Source organism: Tunicatimonas pelagia, from assembly GCF_030506325.1.
In the GTDB taxonomy this organism is placed as follows: domain Bacteria; phylum Bacteroidota; class Bacteroidia; order Cytophagales; family Cyclobacteriaceae; genus Tunicatimonas; species Tunicatimonas pelagia.
Genome location: NZ_CP120683.1, coordinates 2787493 through 2803396, shown reverse-complemented (window position 1 = coordinate 2803396; position 15904 = coordinate 2787493). Strand labels below are relative to the sequence as shown.

Annotated in this window: 10 protein-coding genes; all 10 read right to left on the bottom strand. The window is 46.3% G+C overall.

All coding sequences use genetic code 11. From position 1 onward, the window contains the following. Positions 1-32: 32 nt before the first annotated feature. Entirely contained in the window at positions 33-1166 is a 1134-nt protein-coding gene (locus tag P0M28_RS11785; protein WP_302210104.1) for an adenylate/guanylate cyclase domain-containing protein, read from the bottom strand. Between the two features lie 68 nt (positions 1167-1234). Then, on the bottom strand, positions 1235-1375 hold the full coding sequence (locus P0M28_RS11780) for a hypothetical protein (RefSeq protein ID WP_302210103.1): 141 nt from the start codon (positions 1373-1375) through the stop codon (positions 1235-1237). A gap of 47 nt (positions 1376-1422) precedes the next feature. Next, on the bottom strand, positions 1423-2757 hold the full coding sequence (locus P0M28_RS11775) for a TolC family protein (RefSeq protein WP_302210102.1): 1335 nt from the start codon (positions 2755-2757) through the stop codon (positions 1423-1425). 99 nt (positions 2758-2856) lie between these two features. Further along, positions 2857-5997 carry an efflux RND transporter permease subunit gene (locus P0M28_RS11770; protein ID WP_302210101.1) on the bottom strand — a complete coding sequence of 1047 codons (3141 nt, stop codon included), beginning with the start codon at positions 5995-5997 and terminating at the stop codon, positions 2857-2859. Positions 5998-6053: 56 nt separating this feature from the next. Continuing rightward, positions 6054-7199 (bottom strand): efflux RND transporter periplasmic adaptor subunit, encoded by a 1146-nt coding sequence (locus tag P0M28_RS11765; RefSeq protein WP_302210100.1) that lies wholly within the window; start codon positions 7197-7199, stop codon positions 6054-6056. A gap of 187 nt (positions 7200-7386) precedes the next feature. Continuing rightward, entirely contained in the window at positions 7387-8016 is a 630-nt protein-coding gene (locus tag P0M28_RS11760) for a TetR/AcrR family transcriptional regulator (RefSeq protein WP_302210099.1), read from the bottom strand. 131 nt (positions 8017-8147) lie between these two features. Further along, positions 8148-9554 carry a Gfo/Idh/MocA family oxidoreductase gene (locus tag P0M28_RS11755; RefSeq protein ID WP_302210098.1) on the bottom strand — a complete coding sequence of 469 codons (1407 nt, stop codon included), beginning with the start codon at positions 9552-9554 and terminating at the stop codon, positions 8148-8150. Positions 9555-9625: 71 nt separating this feature from the next. After that, positions 9626-11941 carry a hypothetical protein gene (locus P0M28_RS11750; protein ID WP_302210097.1) on the bottom strand — a complete coding sequence of 772 codons (2316 nt, stop codon included), beginning with the start codon at positions 11939-11941 and terminating at the stop codon, positions 9626-9628. Positions 11942-11943: 2 nt separating this feature from the next. Further along, positions 11944-13059 (bottom strand): DUF4249 domain-containing protein, encoded by a 1116-nt coding sequence (locus tag P0M28_RS11745; protein ID WP_302210096.1) that lies wholly within the window; start codon positions 13057-13059, stop codon positions 11944-11946. 5 nt (positions 13060-13064) lie between these two features. After that, entirely contained in the window at positions 13065-15719 is a 2655-nt protein-coding gene (locus tag P0M28_RS11740) for a TonB-dependent receptor (RefSeq protein ID WP_302210095.1), read from the bottom strand. Positions 15720-15904 lie beyond the last annotated feature (185 nt).

Here is a 15904-nt window from a genome sequence, read left to right as displayed (position 1 = left end):
CTTCAGTCATTAAATAGTGAAGTAAAGACTTTTCATAGGGCAGCGTTAGATAAGGGTGCATTACCCTGTAGTTGAGCCGACCAAGGCTCAAGTAACTGTATCACCTCAAACACTTGAGTTGTGTTATGCTTACCACGTAACAGCAGTGTATCTACGTTATCTACCCGATATTGGGGACTACGCTGGATGAACGAAGCAGAGGTAGCCGTTACTAGTAAATCTTTCTTAAGCCTACTGCAAATATTGATTAAGCGAGCCGCGGTATTGAGTACATCACCGTGGTAAGCTAGAGTTTTACGGTGATGCCCGACCCGAGTGATAGAGACCAAACCGGTGTGCACCGAAGCTTTGAACTGAGGGGCTACCCCAAATTTTTCGCGGTAGCTAACGGCATTCTGGCGGAGTTTCGACCGAAAATCAAAGTACAATCCAGCTATATCAATGGGTTCTTTCGTTTGGTCAGTATGCCAGGTGAGTACGACTTCATCGCCTACGTACTGGTATACATCTGCTTCGTAGCGTAAAATAAATTCTGAAAGATCGTTGAAGCATTGATTCAACAGGCGACTGTACTTCACGTGCCCCAGTTGCTCGGCGATGGTGGTAGACTGATTGAGGTCTAAAAACATGAAAGTCCGGTGCTCCTCTTGAGGGCGAACGTACTTTCCGGTAATGAAGTCCAAGATTATACTATGGCCAAAGTGGTTACCCAACTGTCGAAAAAAGTTGAGTAGCGTTGCTAGTGCCAGTGAGTAGGCAAATAGAGAAGCATTTAATGGTGACTGTATAAACTGCCAAGCGGTGGGTAGAGCTATGCCCCAATCTTGTTTATTAAATACTATCTGATTGAAAATTTCTCCCACCAACAACGTAATGACAATAACTATGGCAGTGATGATGATATGCATCAACAAAGCTTGGCTGTAGCTGAACCTAACGTAAAACCGCTTGAAGAGAACATGCTCCATCACGGCCAATGTGGTACCCAAGACTAATCCTTCTAGCGTAGGGGTGATCAGCAGAAATGAAGGATGAAGTTGGTAGAAATATTGCCAATCTACGCCGGCGTACTTAACGTAAGCTAAAAAATTCATACCAATGACAAACCCTAGAATTAATAGGGCAGTATCGGTTTGCTTAGGGTATTTTTTTAGCAAATAGAGCATAAATATTCGATGAAAGAAGTGGTGATAGTTGCTTTACCGAGAAGATTCCTGGAAAATATAAGCTGAGGCTAACGATCTGTCTTGCCCCGACCCTTCGCTTTAGTCGGGCGTAAATAAAGCTGACGATCAAGTTGCTGTTGAGCCGTTTTCCATCCTTGTTGATAGCTTTGGGGCATCGATAAAGTAGTAATTGATTCGGTGGATTTCATAATCGCTAATTATACGGGTTAAGTAAATTATGCGCTACCTTTCTTGTTTAGGGAGTGGTTCCTATCAGTCCTCCGCGTAAGTTCTCGAGTCGCATAAACGACTGAATAATTTCGGCTTGAATATCACTGACGGTGATGTTCGCATTTAGTAAAGCGGTTTGGGTATCTCGGATGTCAAGCGAGGTAGCTTTACCATTGTAGTACCGTTCTTGCATTCGGCCAAAACTCTCAGTGAACGTGTCTAGGTTTTCTTTTTCCCGGCTCAACTGCGCTTGCAGATACTCCAGCGTACTATATTCTTTAATGGCTTGGTTAACCAAACGCTCACGCACCTGCTGTAAGCGAACCTCTTCGGCCTCAATTGCCAGTCGGTCGTTTTGTAAGTTCCGGCGGGTTTGTCCACCCCGGTACAAGTTGTAGCGGAGTGAGACTCCAGCCGTGTACCCAATATTTTGCAACTCGGCCAACTGTTGCACATCGTTTCGTTGCCACTGGTAACCATAGTTGGCAAAAGCACTTAGCTGAGGGTACTGGTTGGCTTGGGTAAGTTTTCGCTGATCTTGGGCAGCCATCATGCTTTCGGCCTGTAGCTTACGCTCGGGGTTACTCTGAAGCACCTGTTGCTTCAAGCTATCCAGGGTAACTACCTTGGGTAGTTGGTAGACCGCCGACACTGCGTAGTTAGATTCGGCGGGTTGACCAATTAGAAAGCTGAGGTCTTTCAACAGGTTATTTTTAGCTAAGCGTATATCATCCAGCGCGGTTTGATCTTGGTTCAGATCGGTCTCTGCTCTTAGAATATCCAATCCGGTGGCCTTACCAAAGGCGAACTGGTCATTGACTTTGGCCAGCCGTTCCTGACTAATCTCAATGGTTTCACGCAGCAGTTCCTCCCGGCGTTGAAGTTTAGCGATTTCTAAGAACAGCTCGGCTACCGATAGCACCGTGTTGTTTACCAGTATTTCCTGCTGATAACGACTGATGGTAGCCGCGTGTTCCAGCAACCGATAGCGGTACTGACCACTAAACCCAGCAAACAATACGTAGTCGGCCTGGACTACGGCTGAAGCCTGTTCGGTCACGACGTTGTCTTCGTCAATGGTAATCTGGGCAGGGTTTTCGGTGAACGTCCGAAGCGTTACTTCGGTGTTGCCACTGCTGTAACTTCCGTTACCAATCAAGCTGATCGTCGGTAGCAACCCGGCGTTGCCCTTGTACACATTATTGCGAACAATATCGGTTTGTTTACGCTGAATAGCGATCTCCTGGTTATTGGTCAGTGCCATATCAATCGCTTCTTCCAAGGTCAGTGTCTCCTGAGCGTACACAACCGGAGCTGCACTGAAGAGACAGAAAAAAATAAAAATACGTATAGCGTTCATGGTGGTGATGATTAATGAATAATGACTGATGAATAATGACTAGTGATGAATGACTGATATTTTATTATTCATTCATCACTAGTCATCACTCATTAGGTTTTAGGTAATTTGTTGCTTCATTTCGCGGAAGACTACATCCAGTTCCTCTGATTTTACATCCTTTTTTCGGATTTTGAGGTGATAGAATTCTTTCAGTTTATGAAAAGAAAGTATCAGCGCGGGCAAGAAAAACAGCGTAAGTACAATGCCGAAAACCAGGCCGTAGGCTACCGAAATAGCGGTAGGCTTAATAAACTGGGCACTGATTGAATTATTGAGCAACAGCGGAGCTAAACCAAATACCGTAGTGATGGTGGTAAGTACAATCGGTCGGAATCGCGAAATAGCGGCCGACTTCAAACTTTCGGTTACTGAATTTCCCTTCTTCAGTTCTTCGTTGTAAGTAGAGATCAACACTAGCCCATTATTGATCAAAATCCCCCAGAGAGCAATCATACCCAAAATAGAAAAGATGCTAAACGGGATACCGTGCAAAAATGTGCCCCAGGCCGCGCCAACAAAGGCAAAGGGAAGAATTATCAGAATAGCGAGGGTTTTACTCAGCGAGCGATAATTCAACATCAGCACCGTAATCATGAGCACTAATATGATTAAGCTCGGTGCCTGGCTGGAATTCTGCGTTTTGCTCGAGAGGCGAGCCTCGCCTTCCAAGGTGTAGCGTAAACTGGGAAACTGCTGCTGAATATCTTTTAGAACCGTGGCTTCAGCCTCAGCTAGCACGCCAGGTACCGAGACCAGCAAATTCTCTACATCCGCCTCAACCCGAATCTCCCGGGTACCTTCCTGGTGGTTGATGGAGGCTACGTTAGTTTTATCAGTAAAAGTAGCGAGTTCCCGCATGGGATAGGAAGCGCCGTTGGGCGTTCTCAAGCGTACATTTTCCAATTGATCTACCGACCGTCGGTCTTGCTCATCGTAACGCATCCATACTTTTACTTCTTCGTCACCTCGCTGCAAACTCTGTACTTCCAATCCAAAAAAGCCCTGGCGGATTTGATTGAACACTTGCGCTTCGGTGAGCCCAAGAAACCGAGCTTTGGGGCTCAGCTCCATCGCCAACTCGGGTACGCCTTGCTGGTCGGTATCGGTTACGTCTTTCAGGTCGCTGCGTTCTTCTAGATAGCTGCGAAGTTGGGTTTTAGCGTCGCGTAGTTGTTCCAGGTCGCTACCTACCAAGGCGATAGAAACGGGTTTACCAAACACCGGAATGCTGCCGTAGGCTAGGTTACGCGCTTCCGGAATGGGGCCAACCTCATCCCGAATAGCTCCGGCAATCTCAAACGAGCGAATTCCCCGGGCATCGCCCTCCATCATGTAAATATTTAGTTTGCCTTCATTACTACGCGGACCGATGATGCGCTCCACGTAGTTAACCACCTGAGCACTATCGTCGCGCTGGACGCTGTAGCGTTCATTGATTTTCCAAACGGCTTCTTCCATCTGCGCCAACCGCTTATTCACCAACGTTTCGTCAGTGCCTAGCGGTAGCTCTAAGCTCGCCGTAATCACGTCTTGGTCAATAGCTGGGAAGAAGGTACTCTTGATGGTACCTGAGCCGATGGCAAAAACAGAAAGCACCATCGCGACCACTACGCCCAGGATGGGCACCCACGGTCGGCGTACCCCGAAGTTAATAATGGGCACATATACCTTATCCCGAAAGTGAATCAGCGATTCATTAGTTTTTTGAGTTAGTTTCCACGGCTTGTCATCTTTACCTAAAGCCTTAGAGCGAGCCACGTGTACCGGCAGAAAAAATAAGGTTTCTAATAAAGCAATCAATAGCGTAGCACATACCACGAAGGAAATATCCGAAAAGTAGTCGCCTAGCTGGCCATCCAAAAAGAAGAAAAGTGAAAAAGCGAGGGCGGTAGTAGTCAATGAAGAAACAATTGCCGGAACCACTTCAAGGGTACCATCAATAGCGGCTTGCAGTCTATTTTTTCCGTTAGTGTAATGCTGGTAAATATTCTCGGCTACTACCACTCCATCGTCTACTAAAATACCCAGTACCACGATAGTACCAAACAGCGAAAGCTGGTTGATCGTCATCCCGTAGAAGTTAGACAAGATAAACATGCCCAGCAGGGCTACCGGAATTTTGAAGGCTACCCAAAAGGCAATGCGCGGGTGCAGAAACAGCCCTAGCACAATAAGGACCAGCAAAATACCCTGCCACGCATTGTTGGTTAGCGTACTGATGGTCGTATTCAATCCCACACTATTGTCTTCCACTATCACTACTTCTACCCCTTCGTGCCCTTCGTTGAAGTCTTGCATGTAGTCGGTTACGTAGGCGGCGTTGTCTAGAATATCTTCCTGAAAGCGGCTAAAAATCTTCAGTGTCACGGCGGTTTGACCGTTGATAAACGTGGCGTCTGGCTTATCGGTAAAGCGGTTTTTTACCTCGGCTACGTCTTTAAGCAAAATGGCCTTACCATCGGGGGTAGCTTTTACTACAGTATTCAACAAGCCTTTGGCGTAGTAGTCGCGACTGTTAAGGCGAATTAGTATGTTACGGTCTTCCGTTTCCAGTTCCCCACCGGAAGCTTTGAGGTTAGTTTGCTGAATGGCCCGGCTCACTTCCTCGAAAGTTAGCTCGTACGCCCGCAAGTCATTTTCGCGCACCCGCACCTCAATTTCCTCTTCGGGGTAGCCACTGATGGCAATTTGCGATAAGCTGGGCGAAAGGATTAGTTCGTCTTTCATATACTTAGCGTAATCCTTCAAAGTAGCCAAACCGACGTCGCCCACTAAGCTAACGGTCATGGTATAGTTAAGTGGTTCTTCTTTGCGGATAACCGGGGTATCCGTTCCGCTAGGAAAAGTAGTAATCCGGTCAACGGCATTGTTAACGTCTTGCAATACTTCATTGACATCGGCATCTTCTTTCATTTCAATCCGCACGTTGCCATTACTTTCGGTAGCGGTAGAAGTAACCCGAAGGATTCCTTTTAGTCCTTGAAGGTTATCTTCTATTTTATTAATCACTTCCTCTTCAACCTCCTGAGGCGAAGCCCCTCGGTACACAACATTGACGGAGATGAAGTTGATTGGCTCGGAGGGGAAAAATGTGTTGCGGATGGAGGAAAGGGTGAACAATCCGACGACCACAATCAGCCCGATGAAGATGTTGACCAGGCTGGGACGCTGGGTGAGAAATTCAATAATCTTTTTCATAGCGTATTACTTATTCTTGCTATCTTCCGAAACCTGTCCGGTACAAGCGATTAATCTTAGTTATCCTGGTATACTTTTTTACCTTCTACGGGCGTGCCAAACTGGTTTAAAATCAGCTGATCGCTTTCGGTGAGACCTTGCACAATAATAGAGTCGCGCAGGTACTCAACGGGGGTGATGGCTTTACGGACAATTACGTTTTCTTCCAGTATCAGCACACTTTCGTCGCGGGACAGTGCTGCTTGCGGGATGACGAATACATCTTCGTAGCTACGCGTAGCAAATGTCCCTTCCAAGTACATACCACTCTTGAGTGAAGGCCCCTGCATTTGAAAGAATACGGGAATATTCTGGGTTTGGGGATCAACAATATCGTTAATGCGAACTACTTCGCCGATCCAGGTACCCGCTATTTCGTTACTCTGAAACGTCAGTTTGTCACCTACGCTGAGGTTAGTAGTGGCTTCCAAGGTTACCCCGGCTTCCAATTCATAGTCACTGCTACTGATAAGGGTACCCAACAGTTGTCCCGGCGATACCATACCGCCAATATCCACCATTGCATCAGTTACTAACCCCGCGTAAGGTGCCCGGATGGTATATTTGTTCAACCGCTCTTCCTGTGCCTTAATGGAATAAAAAGTGTTGTACACCTGGTTAGAAGTAATGAAGTACTTCTCGCCTTCCGAAGAAGTTTCGGGAAGTGGTTGTAGTGGCTGACCACTATCGTAAGCTTGCACGTAAGTAAGCCACTGCTGATAATTGTTGGGATAATCCGCCTTCAAATCAGGCATAATTCCGGTTAAAATATTGAGAAAGGCACTTTTTTGGGCTTCCAGGTTCAGCGCAAATTCGCGGGAATCAACGTAGAGCAATACCTCGCCTCGCTTAAAATGCTGACCAGCTTTGAATTTACACGATGCCGGTAGAATGCGCCCCTGTACCTCGGCCAATAGCTGGGTTTGGTTCTTAGGTACCACTCGTCCGCTGACTGGAACTTGAATGGTTTTTTCCCGATTCTCCACAGGAATTAGCTCTAAGGTGCTAAGACGCACGGTATTGGATGAACTAGTGGATTCAGTCTTGTTAGACTCACTGGAAGCAGCAGATGCTTTGCTTTCCGATTTGGTCACATAAGAAATTAGGGTGATGCTCAGGGCTATTCCAAGCAATCCTAAAGTGGCGAATTTGAGATATTTCATTACTGCGGTTTAAAAGTGTTTATAAAAATGACTAACAGTCACCATTGATTAATCGCAGTATCGATATTTTTGTTTAGTTCTTTGAGAGAAATTTTTAAACAAAATTGTAAATGGCGGTGATAAATATACGTTTCTTGAAGAGAATCAAACAGTTAGAGAGGAATAAATAATTATTATAAAATGACTATCAGTCTTTTTTATTGGTAGAAATGCCATTAGCCATTATCTGTACCGAGATGTCAATCATCTCATCTATCGAAGTCTCGTGAATATTCTGAATTAGTTTCTGCTTAGTTTGCACAAATTGGATGACCCCAATATTGGTAGCCCAAATGACCCGAACTAATAATTCGGGGTTGAGAGAAGGGTTTATTTCGCCTTTTTGTTGGCCTTCCGCAATAATACTTTCGCAGAAATCCTGGACTGATTGGCTGATTTTAGTATATCCCTGAAAATCAATGTTAAAGTCAGGGCGTTCTATATAAGCCAACAACTCATGGTAGGCCAAATGAGTTTGATAATAGCGATAGGCCGCCCAGCATATTGCTTTAAGCCTTTCTACACTGTGGGTATGACTAGCGGTTGCTTGCCGGAAATTTTGTAGTAGTAAACTGATCGCCTTGGCACTGATTTCGGCTAAAATCTCATCCTTACTTTTAAAGTATTTATAGACAGTTCCTTTGGCAATGTTAGCCCGTTCGGCAACTTGATCAATAGTAAAATCTTCAACGCCTACATCGATGAGTACCAAATCGGCCGCCGACAATATTTGCTGTCGCCGCATTTCTGCTGATTGATGCTTAGAGCCGACTTTCATAATAGTTCTGCTGGTATGCACATATACATACTATAAACAGCAGTAAATAGTTCTACAATAATAGTTAGCAATACTATCAGACTAAACCATTTTGCTCTTAACAATTGCTAAAATAGTGGCCTATCAGTGAGCTAAATTCGCTTGGCGCGAGGCTGAAGGTCGGTTAGTGAGGCAATTCGTACGGGTTCGCCTGATTCAATACTGTTGCGGGCTGCGACTCCCACTAAGATAGACATGGCACCGTCGCGTACTCCCGCTGCCCGGTCATAAGGATCAGTTTTTTCAGGATTTTTAAAGATTTTATCGTGCAGCCGTTTGTCACCTCCGCCGTGACCACCTCGCTCTACCGGAACATTGACCGTCTCGAAGTTATTCCAGTTTTTATGTACAATCAGTGGTTCGGATTGGGCTTCGTCTTCGCCCGACTGATTCATTTCCGCCGCGTGTAATTCCGATTGACTCATATTTTCGCTTTTGAAGTACGGAATATCCAACCAGGCTTCAATCCGGCCATCCATACCGTTGAAAGCAATTCGCCAGCCTTCGTAGGGCGAATAAGTAGTGAGCGAGTAGTTTACTACTACATCGTTAGCGTATTTAATTTGGGCTGACATTTTATCGTAGATATTAATATCCTCCCGGAACAAACAGTTATCGCGAATGTAGCCATCGTACTCCTCGTTCTTTACGTACAAATCCATATCCCGCTCACTTTTAGTAATATCCCAGTGGAAGTTACAGTCACTTTTGTGCTCACAGGAGCGACAGTTGTCTCCCCGGAACGGGCCATTCACCCCGTAGTGTTCTAGTGCTCCATAAGCAAAAACTTCGGCCGGGTCGGAATTGAGCCACCAGTTCAGCAGGTCGAAGTGGTGCGTAGATTTATGAACCCATAGCGTCCCTCCTGCTTGGCGCAACCCGTGCCAGCGTCTGAAATACGAAGCACCGTGGTACGTATTTAGGTACCAATGAAAATCTACCGAAGTGATTTTTCCGACTGCTTCATTCATCAACAACTCTTTAATTTTGGTAGCGTAGGGACTCCATCGGTAGTTAAATCCAACAATTAGGTTTTTATTAGAGCTCCGTTCTGCATCCAGAATCGCCTGACACTTGCGTTCGTCGGTGGTTAGCGGCTTTTCGGTGAGCACGTCGCAGCCCATTTGCAAGCCCTTGATGATAAATTCGTGGTGGGTAGAATCTTTCGTGGTTACAATCACCAAATCGGGTTTGGTCTGGGTGACCATCTCTTCAAAGTTGGTGAAAGTAGGGCAATCTACGCCCATATATTTTTTCGCATACGCTAAGCGTCCCGGATTAATATCACTTAAGCCAACGAACTCTAAAATGTCAGGATATTGCTCCACCAGTCGCTTACCCCAGAAGGAGGTGCCCCGCACTCCGGTGCCGACCAACACTACTTTGAGCTTTTCATCGGTGAGGCCAAAGCCACCAGCGGGTGCGGTAATCATAGAGCCAGCAGCAAGCATACTGACGGAAGAAAGAAAAGAGCGACGGGAAATTTCGTTTTTTGTCATGGTTATGTAATTGTATCTGCTCAGTAAGATATTAAGAATTATCGATTTATCTGAAAGGGATAAGCCGTTTTTTAGGGAAGGTCAGCCGGTTTTACCTCAAAAGTAGCTATTTCGTAGATGACTTCACCCTCCTTGGTTACCCCTTGTAACACGGCTTCGTACTGACCAAGCTCATCGGAAGTAGTAAATGACAACGAGCCGGTTTCGTCGGTATCAAGAGTAACATTTGGCTTCCAATGCAACAGCGTTCGGAAATCAGGCAATGAGGCAATTAGAGAATCGGGTGATGAAAAGGAGACCAGCGGAGTGTAGTAGGGTAGGGTAGTAAAGTGGGCCCGCCCCGCGAGAGCATCTTCATATGCCTTCTCCTGCTTGGTGTACAGAGCAATTACTCCATCGAGTCGCACATTACCGTAGTACGTTCGGCGGTTTACCGTCTCAATGAAATCAATTTGATCGGGGGGAAAGTTAATGATGTAGTCTTTATCTTGAATAGGAACGCCATCTAACAGTAGCGTAGGTTCGTTGGGTAGAAATTTGCGTGATGTTGGGTTGAAAACATCAAAATCATACACTTTCTTTTTCTTCATGAGCCGTACTCCCGGTAGCAACTCTCTACAGATTTCTTCGAAGGAGGGCAGAGCGATATAATCTTCAGGGTCAATTTGTACGTTGGGTGCACCGTAAAACCTAAACTGCTTTCTAGACTGGCCTAACGTATCTTCAGCATTGTCTTCAAAATAGTAGTACCCCTGCTGAATACTCTTTCTGGTACGATACTCATTTACAAGCTTTTGCCATTCATCATTCGTAATGGTATAAGGTGCATAGAATTTCGCCGGAGGCGATGAGGCAAAGGTGCTATCTACTTTCCAACGAATACTCTGGGGCTGTTCATCGGTGGCAGAGTTATACTGTAGAATAGAGTTTTGCGAACCGTACACCCGAGAAATGGGGATAGCAAACCTGCCACCCTCCGTAATCTCACTGTACTCAAAGTAGGGGTCATCCCCAGGAATAGAAAGTAACACCTGATCGTCTTCACCAATGGGTTGAGAGGTATGCACGCTTCCGGTGATAAGGAGCATTTCATCTTCTGCTATAAAACGCTCGGAAGAATCTTCTTGAGAAAGCATCTTAGGCCAACTACGCCAAGAAGATTTTTGGGTAACTAACCACTGATTAACCCAGGCGGAAGTTTGGCTAGCCGGTAGGTCAGTGGGTAAGGATACACCCGCTAAGCCAAAATTATTTAGCACCGCTACCGAAAGCGGATGCTGAGAAAGATGAGTTTTACGAACAGTCAGCGCAAGCGTCACCTCATTCAAATTGGGGATGTCGCTCAGGGAAACGTGTAGTTCTTCGCGAGGCGATACGGTTGTTTTAGATAAGCTAATGGAAGAGCTGCTGGTTGGTTCATCAATATAAAACAATCGTTGTGCGAGCACCTGCGCCTGATTATCAAGCAGTACTACTTCAATCAGGCCCGGTACTTGAGAGGTAGGCACTGAGGTTGAAAAAGACGGTTGGTTTACCGCTTGAGCGTGTAATAGCTGCTTACCGGAGCGAATGGCCAAAAAGACTTCCCGGATACTCGGTTGCTTGGTAACATCAATTTTTAGTTGATTCCCATCGCTGCTGACCCGAAGAGTGCAGTCGTCAGGTTTTGCATTAGGAAGTTGGGTGTAGCTAGTATCGGCGGTAATGAGCCGAGCCATGTAGCTGGTATCTGCTTGAGGGGTATACGAAAGTTTCGCTAAGCGGTGCGAGAAAGTTGCCTGCGCTACTACTGCCGAATCAGACGCTTGAATTATTTCCAGGCGAATTGTGTCGGTGTGATTGGCAGAAGAATAAAGTTGAGCAACTACGTTAGTTTTTTTATCGGCTACCCAGTTTCCTCCCTCCGGATGAAGCGTAAAACTTGGCGGGTTAGGCCGGGTGGCGGGCGAGGGATTAGTAGCGTTAACATTAACTACTAAGATAGGCTGGGTGAAAAAATTGCTAGAATGTCTGTTCTGCATGTGCTGGGTATACGCCCGAAGCTGATACCACCCACCGACTAAACTATCGGGCAGCGATAACTGACCTGTAGCTACTCCTAGCGAGGCTTGGTAAATGCCTTGCGCCACCGCTACTTTTTGCTGATTAAACAGCTCTATATACACTACCCGACTAGGGTTCTGAGCAGTATCCGGTTGATTGATGCTGGCTTGAAACCAGATTGTATCACCAACCCCAACTGCTGTTTCGGATAGCTGGAGAAACACCTCCTCGGTTGCTGACTTGCTGGCGTAGTTTTGAAGCATAGTGCCTACACCTTGCGCCTTGCCTAATATTGGTGCCTGAATTAGCACTAGCCACAGTAAACCAAAGTATACTCTCTTCATAATCACCAAAAAGAAGGTCGTTCAGTAGTAGTTCCTTGTATCAGCGTGCAATCGTAGCAAAAATCTGGGGGGCCATCATCCGGACCACCTGAGGATTCGCCGTTATTTCCATCCGCCGGAGGTTCGGAAGACTCTACACAGGAGCTAAACCCTCCAATTGGCCCACCAGGACTAGCAGGCACTTCGGCTCGGGTAATGAAAAATCGCTGCTCGGTTACTGCTGATACCTGAAAGTAACCAAGTACAATATCTTCGGGATCATCGTCGCGCACCATATTGCCAATAATTTGAGAGGGGGGTGGGTCAAATAAAGAGCCGTCAGTATCACGTTGCACCTCTACATCGCTCCAGAAGTTAAAAGCCCGTTCAGAAAGTGATAGCTGTTTCACCAGTAAGCTGTAGCGTTGCTGAAGCTTATACGTATTTTTAGATACAAAAGTAATCGGTTGCCGCCCAATGCGATCTTGGGAGAAATCTTGCGAAGAACCAATAAGAAGCTGGTTAAACTGACGGCCCGACTGGTAACAGATTGGTTGAATAATTTGGTCTTCTCGGGCTAGGGGAGCTGTGAACTGATAGGTTTCTTCCCATTTCCACTGGTAAAAGTTCGATTCAGGCGTACCGGTTCCGGTACTTACGTAGAACTGCATTCCCCAATTATTCAGCAGGGTACCAAGGGATGAAAGGGACTGTCGACTGTCCAGTTCGGCGTAGATACTATCAATCTCAGCTACCGGGCGCATCATCTCCGGTAAAGAGCGATAGCTAACATTTTCTGCGGTACGCACCCGCAAGGTATAAGTAACTCCTACAGTTCCGGCAAAGTTACTCGGGGTTAGATACACGCCTTCCCGTTCAGTATCTTCAATTAGTGATACCTGGCTGCCGTTTTCGTCTTCAATAAAAACGTCAGCCCCCGACACTACTTCCCGATCAAAAGTATTTAGGGTAGGCGATGAATAAGAGATGCGTACTTCGTGCGCTTGAGGCTGATTGGTGAGTAAACCATCTACCACCAATCGTGGCTGGCCATTTACTACATCGCCTATATCAAAAGGATCAATACAGGTAGTTAGTAGTAGTGGTAGAAATGCAAAAATAAATCCCCTTCCCTTCATAACGCTCAAAATTTAAAATTATAGGTGATTGATGGAAATGGTCGCCCCAGAATAGCCAGCCGGAAGGCTGAAAACCGCCCAGAACCGGTGCTCTGAAAGAAAATAGAATACGGATTATTCCGTCCGTAGAGGTTGTAGAGCGCAAATGTCCAACTTGAGTCCCACTTCTTCTTCTTTTTCAGATTTCCATCTACTGAAAATGATAGGTCTAACCGATGGTAAGCCGGAATACGGTACTGATTGCGGTCGGAGTAGTTGGCAATATCGAAGCTCCCAATGCGGTACGTGCTTTCGGGTAAGGTGATAGGGCGCCCGGTGCTGAACGTAAAATTAAAGCCTAAGCGTACTCGTCGAGTGAATTGGTAGTTTCCTACCACGGTAAGGTCATGCGGTTTATCGAAGTACGACGGATACCACTCACCCCGGTTCACTCGCTCTTCAGGAAAATCACTATCTACTCTACGCAAAGTGCGGGAGAAGGTGTAAGCGAGCCAGCCGGTCAGCCTTCCGATATTTTTTGAGACCAATAACTCGGCTCCGTAGGCTTTTCCGGTTCCGCTAAGCAAGTCGGCTTCCAGTTGATCGTTCATGAGTAGGGTGGCTCCATCGCGGTACTCCACTAAATTCAGAATATCTTTATAGTATACCTCTACTGATGCTTCTATCGCATTGTTAAATACGTTACGGAAGAAGCCAATCGCGTACTGATCGCCAATTTGAGGGGGTAAGTACGGATCGCTCAGTTTCCAAATATCGGTTGGGGTAATGCTGGCCGTGTTAGAAATTAGATGGGTATTTTGCCGAAGACGGTTATAACTCAGCTTGATACTGCTTCGGTTGTTTAGTCCGATGCGTAACGCCGCCCGAGGTTCCCAGCCCTGATAGGTAACAATAGTCTCACCTTCAGAAAAGGTGGTAGTTCCGGTAGTGGAACCAACCCGACGGGGGCGGCCTTCAGCGTAGTTGGTTACCTCGCGTGGCCCTACGTAGCGATAATAATTATAGCGCACTCCCGCAGTTAGGGTCAAAAACGGATTAATCTGGTAAACATCGCTTAGGTAGCCAGAAAATTCCCAAGCCTGCTCAGTCGCCAGTTCTTGGGGGATAATTAGCGAAAAATCTCCGGTGGGGCGAAGGTCACCCGGCGAAAATTGGTAGTGGGCTACTTCAAGTCCACCACTTATCTCGTGTTCTTCATTTGGGAAAAAGTTCAGGTTCCACTGCCCCCCTGTCTGGTCGAAGGCAGCGTCAATCTGGGAGGCTGATACGCTATCTTGTACGTCGCCAATTTGGTAGCGGTAGCGCGATTGAGTCACTCTTAGTGAGGATAACCACTTTTGTGAGATTAAGTAATCCCAATGAAGGGCTCCTCCCGCGTTCTGATACTGATAAGTAGCATCATTGGCTAAGCCAAAGTTGTCGTTACTAAAGTAGCCGGTCAGACCAATTTTATGAGATTCATTGAGCCGATACGTCCACTTAGCGTTAGCATCGTAAAATGAAGCTTCACTCTGCCGAAGGGTAATGTCTTGCAAGCGGTTTAGTATCCAATCGGAGTACGAAGCTCGGCCCCCAATAATCAAACTACTTTTTTCCTTCACAATCGGAATTTCAGCCGATAGGCGGCTGGCAATCACTCCAATACCTCCGCTTACCTTTAGTTTTCGCAGGTTTCCTTCCTTGGTGCTTATGTCCAATACTGAGGCAATTCGCCCGCCGTAGCGAGCCGGAATGCCCCCTTTGTATAGCGTAGCATCTTGCAGCAGATCCGCATTAAAAGCGGAGAAAAATCCGAATAAGTGGGAGGGGTTGTAGATGGGGATGCCGTCTAGTAAAATTAAATTTTGGCCTACATCACCTCCGCGCACGTTAAAGCCCGAAGCTCCTTCGCCCGCTACGCTTACCCCCGGTAGCATCTCAATGGCATTAATAATATCTACTTCGCCCAAGAAGGCCGGCATCTTCTGTACTCGCTGAATATCCATGCGGGTAGCACTCATTTGGGCTCCGCTCACGTTGTTATCTTCCGCTCGTTCGGTAATAGTAATTTCCTCCAAACGAGAGGTCTCTTCAAATAAATCTACCGAAAATGATCCGTCAGAAGTCACCCGTACTTTACGTGCTTCCGCTTCGTAACCTAGCGAGGTAATTTCCCAGTCGTAATTGCCCGTAGGGATAGTTAAACTGTAGTAGCCGTTAGCGTTGGTGGAGGTTCCTTGTCCAGCCTCCGGCGAGAAAAGCGTTGCGCCGGCAATGCCCTGTCCGGTACTTCCATCCCGAATATAGCCACTTACTACTGCTTCGGTTTGTCCGTCGGCTGCCAGTGAATCGCCAATGATTATTCGGCGGTTATCGGCATCAGTAGCAGAACGGCGAGTGGCTACGGGGGCGGTAGAAAGCAATACAATGTAATAATTCTGATAAGTGGTGAAGGCCAGATCGGTATTCTGAATAATAGTGGAAAGTGCTTTGGTAAGTGGGGTGTTGCTGAACGACTGAGAAACGGTAATAGAGTCGGTCCACGCAGGGCGATAGAAGAACCGAACCGGGTTTGCTGATTCAATTTCTTGTATCCAATTGGTAAGACTAATATTGCTTGCTGAGCGGTTAACAACGACATCTTCCACTGATTGTCCGAAAGAAGAAGTAGCTATTTTCATAATGAGAAAGACCGCAAAAAAAAGTCGTAGTGAGGCGTAAGGTTGCATATACCGCCAATCTAATTCTATTCTAATGGATAACCAATAGACCCTAGAAATAAGAAAAAAGTTGTAAAAACCCCCTCGTTATTGCGTTTTATGGCGGTCATGTACTTTTCCGAGTAAGAATACTGTTGGATTGTCTT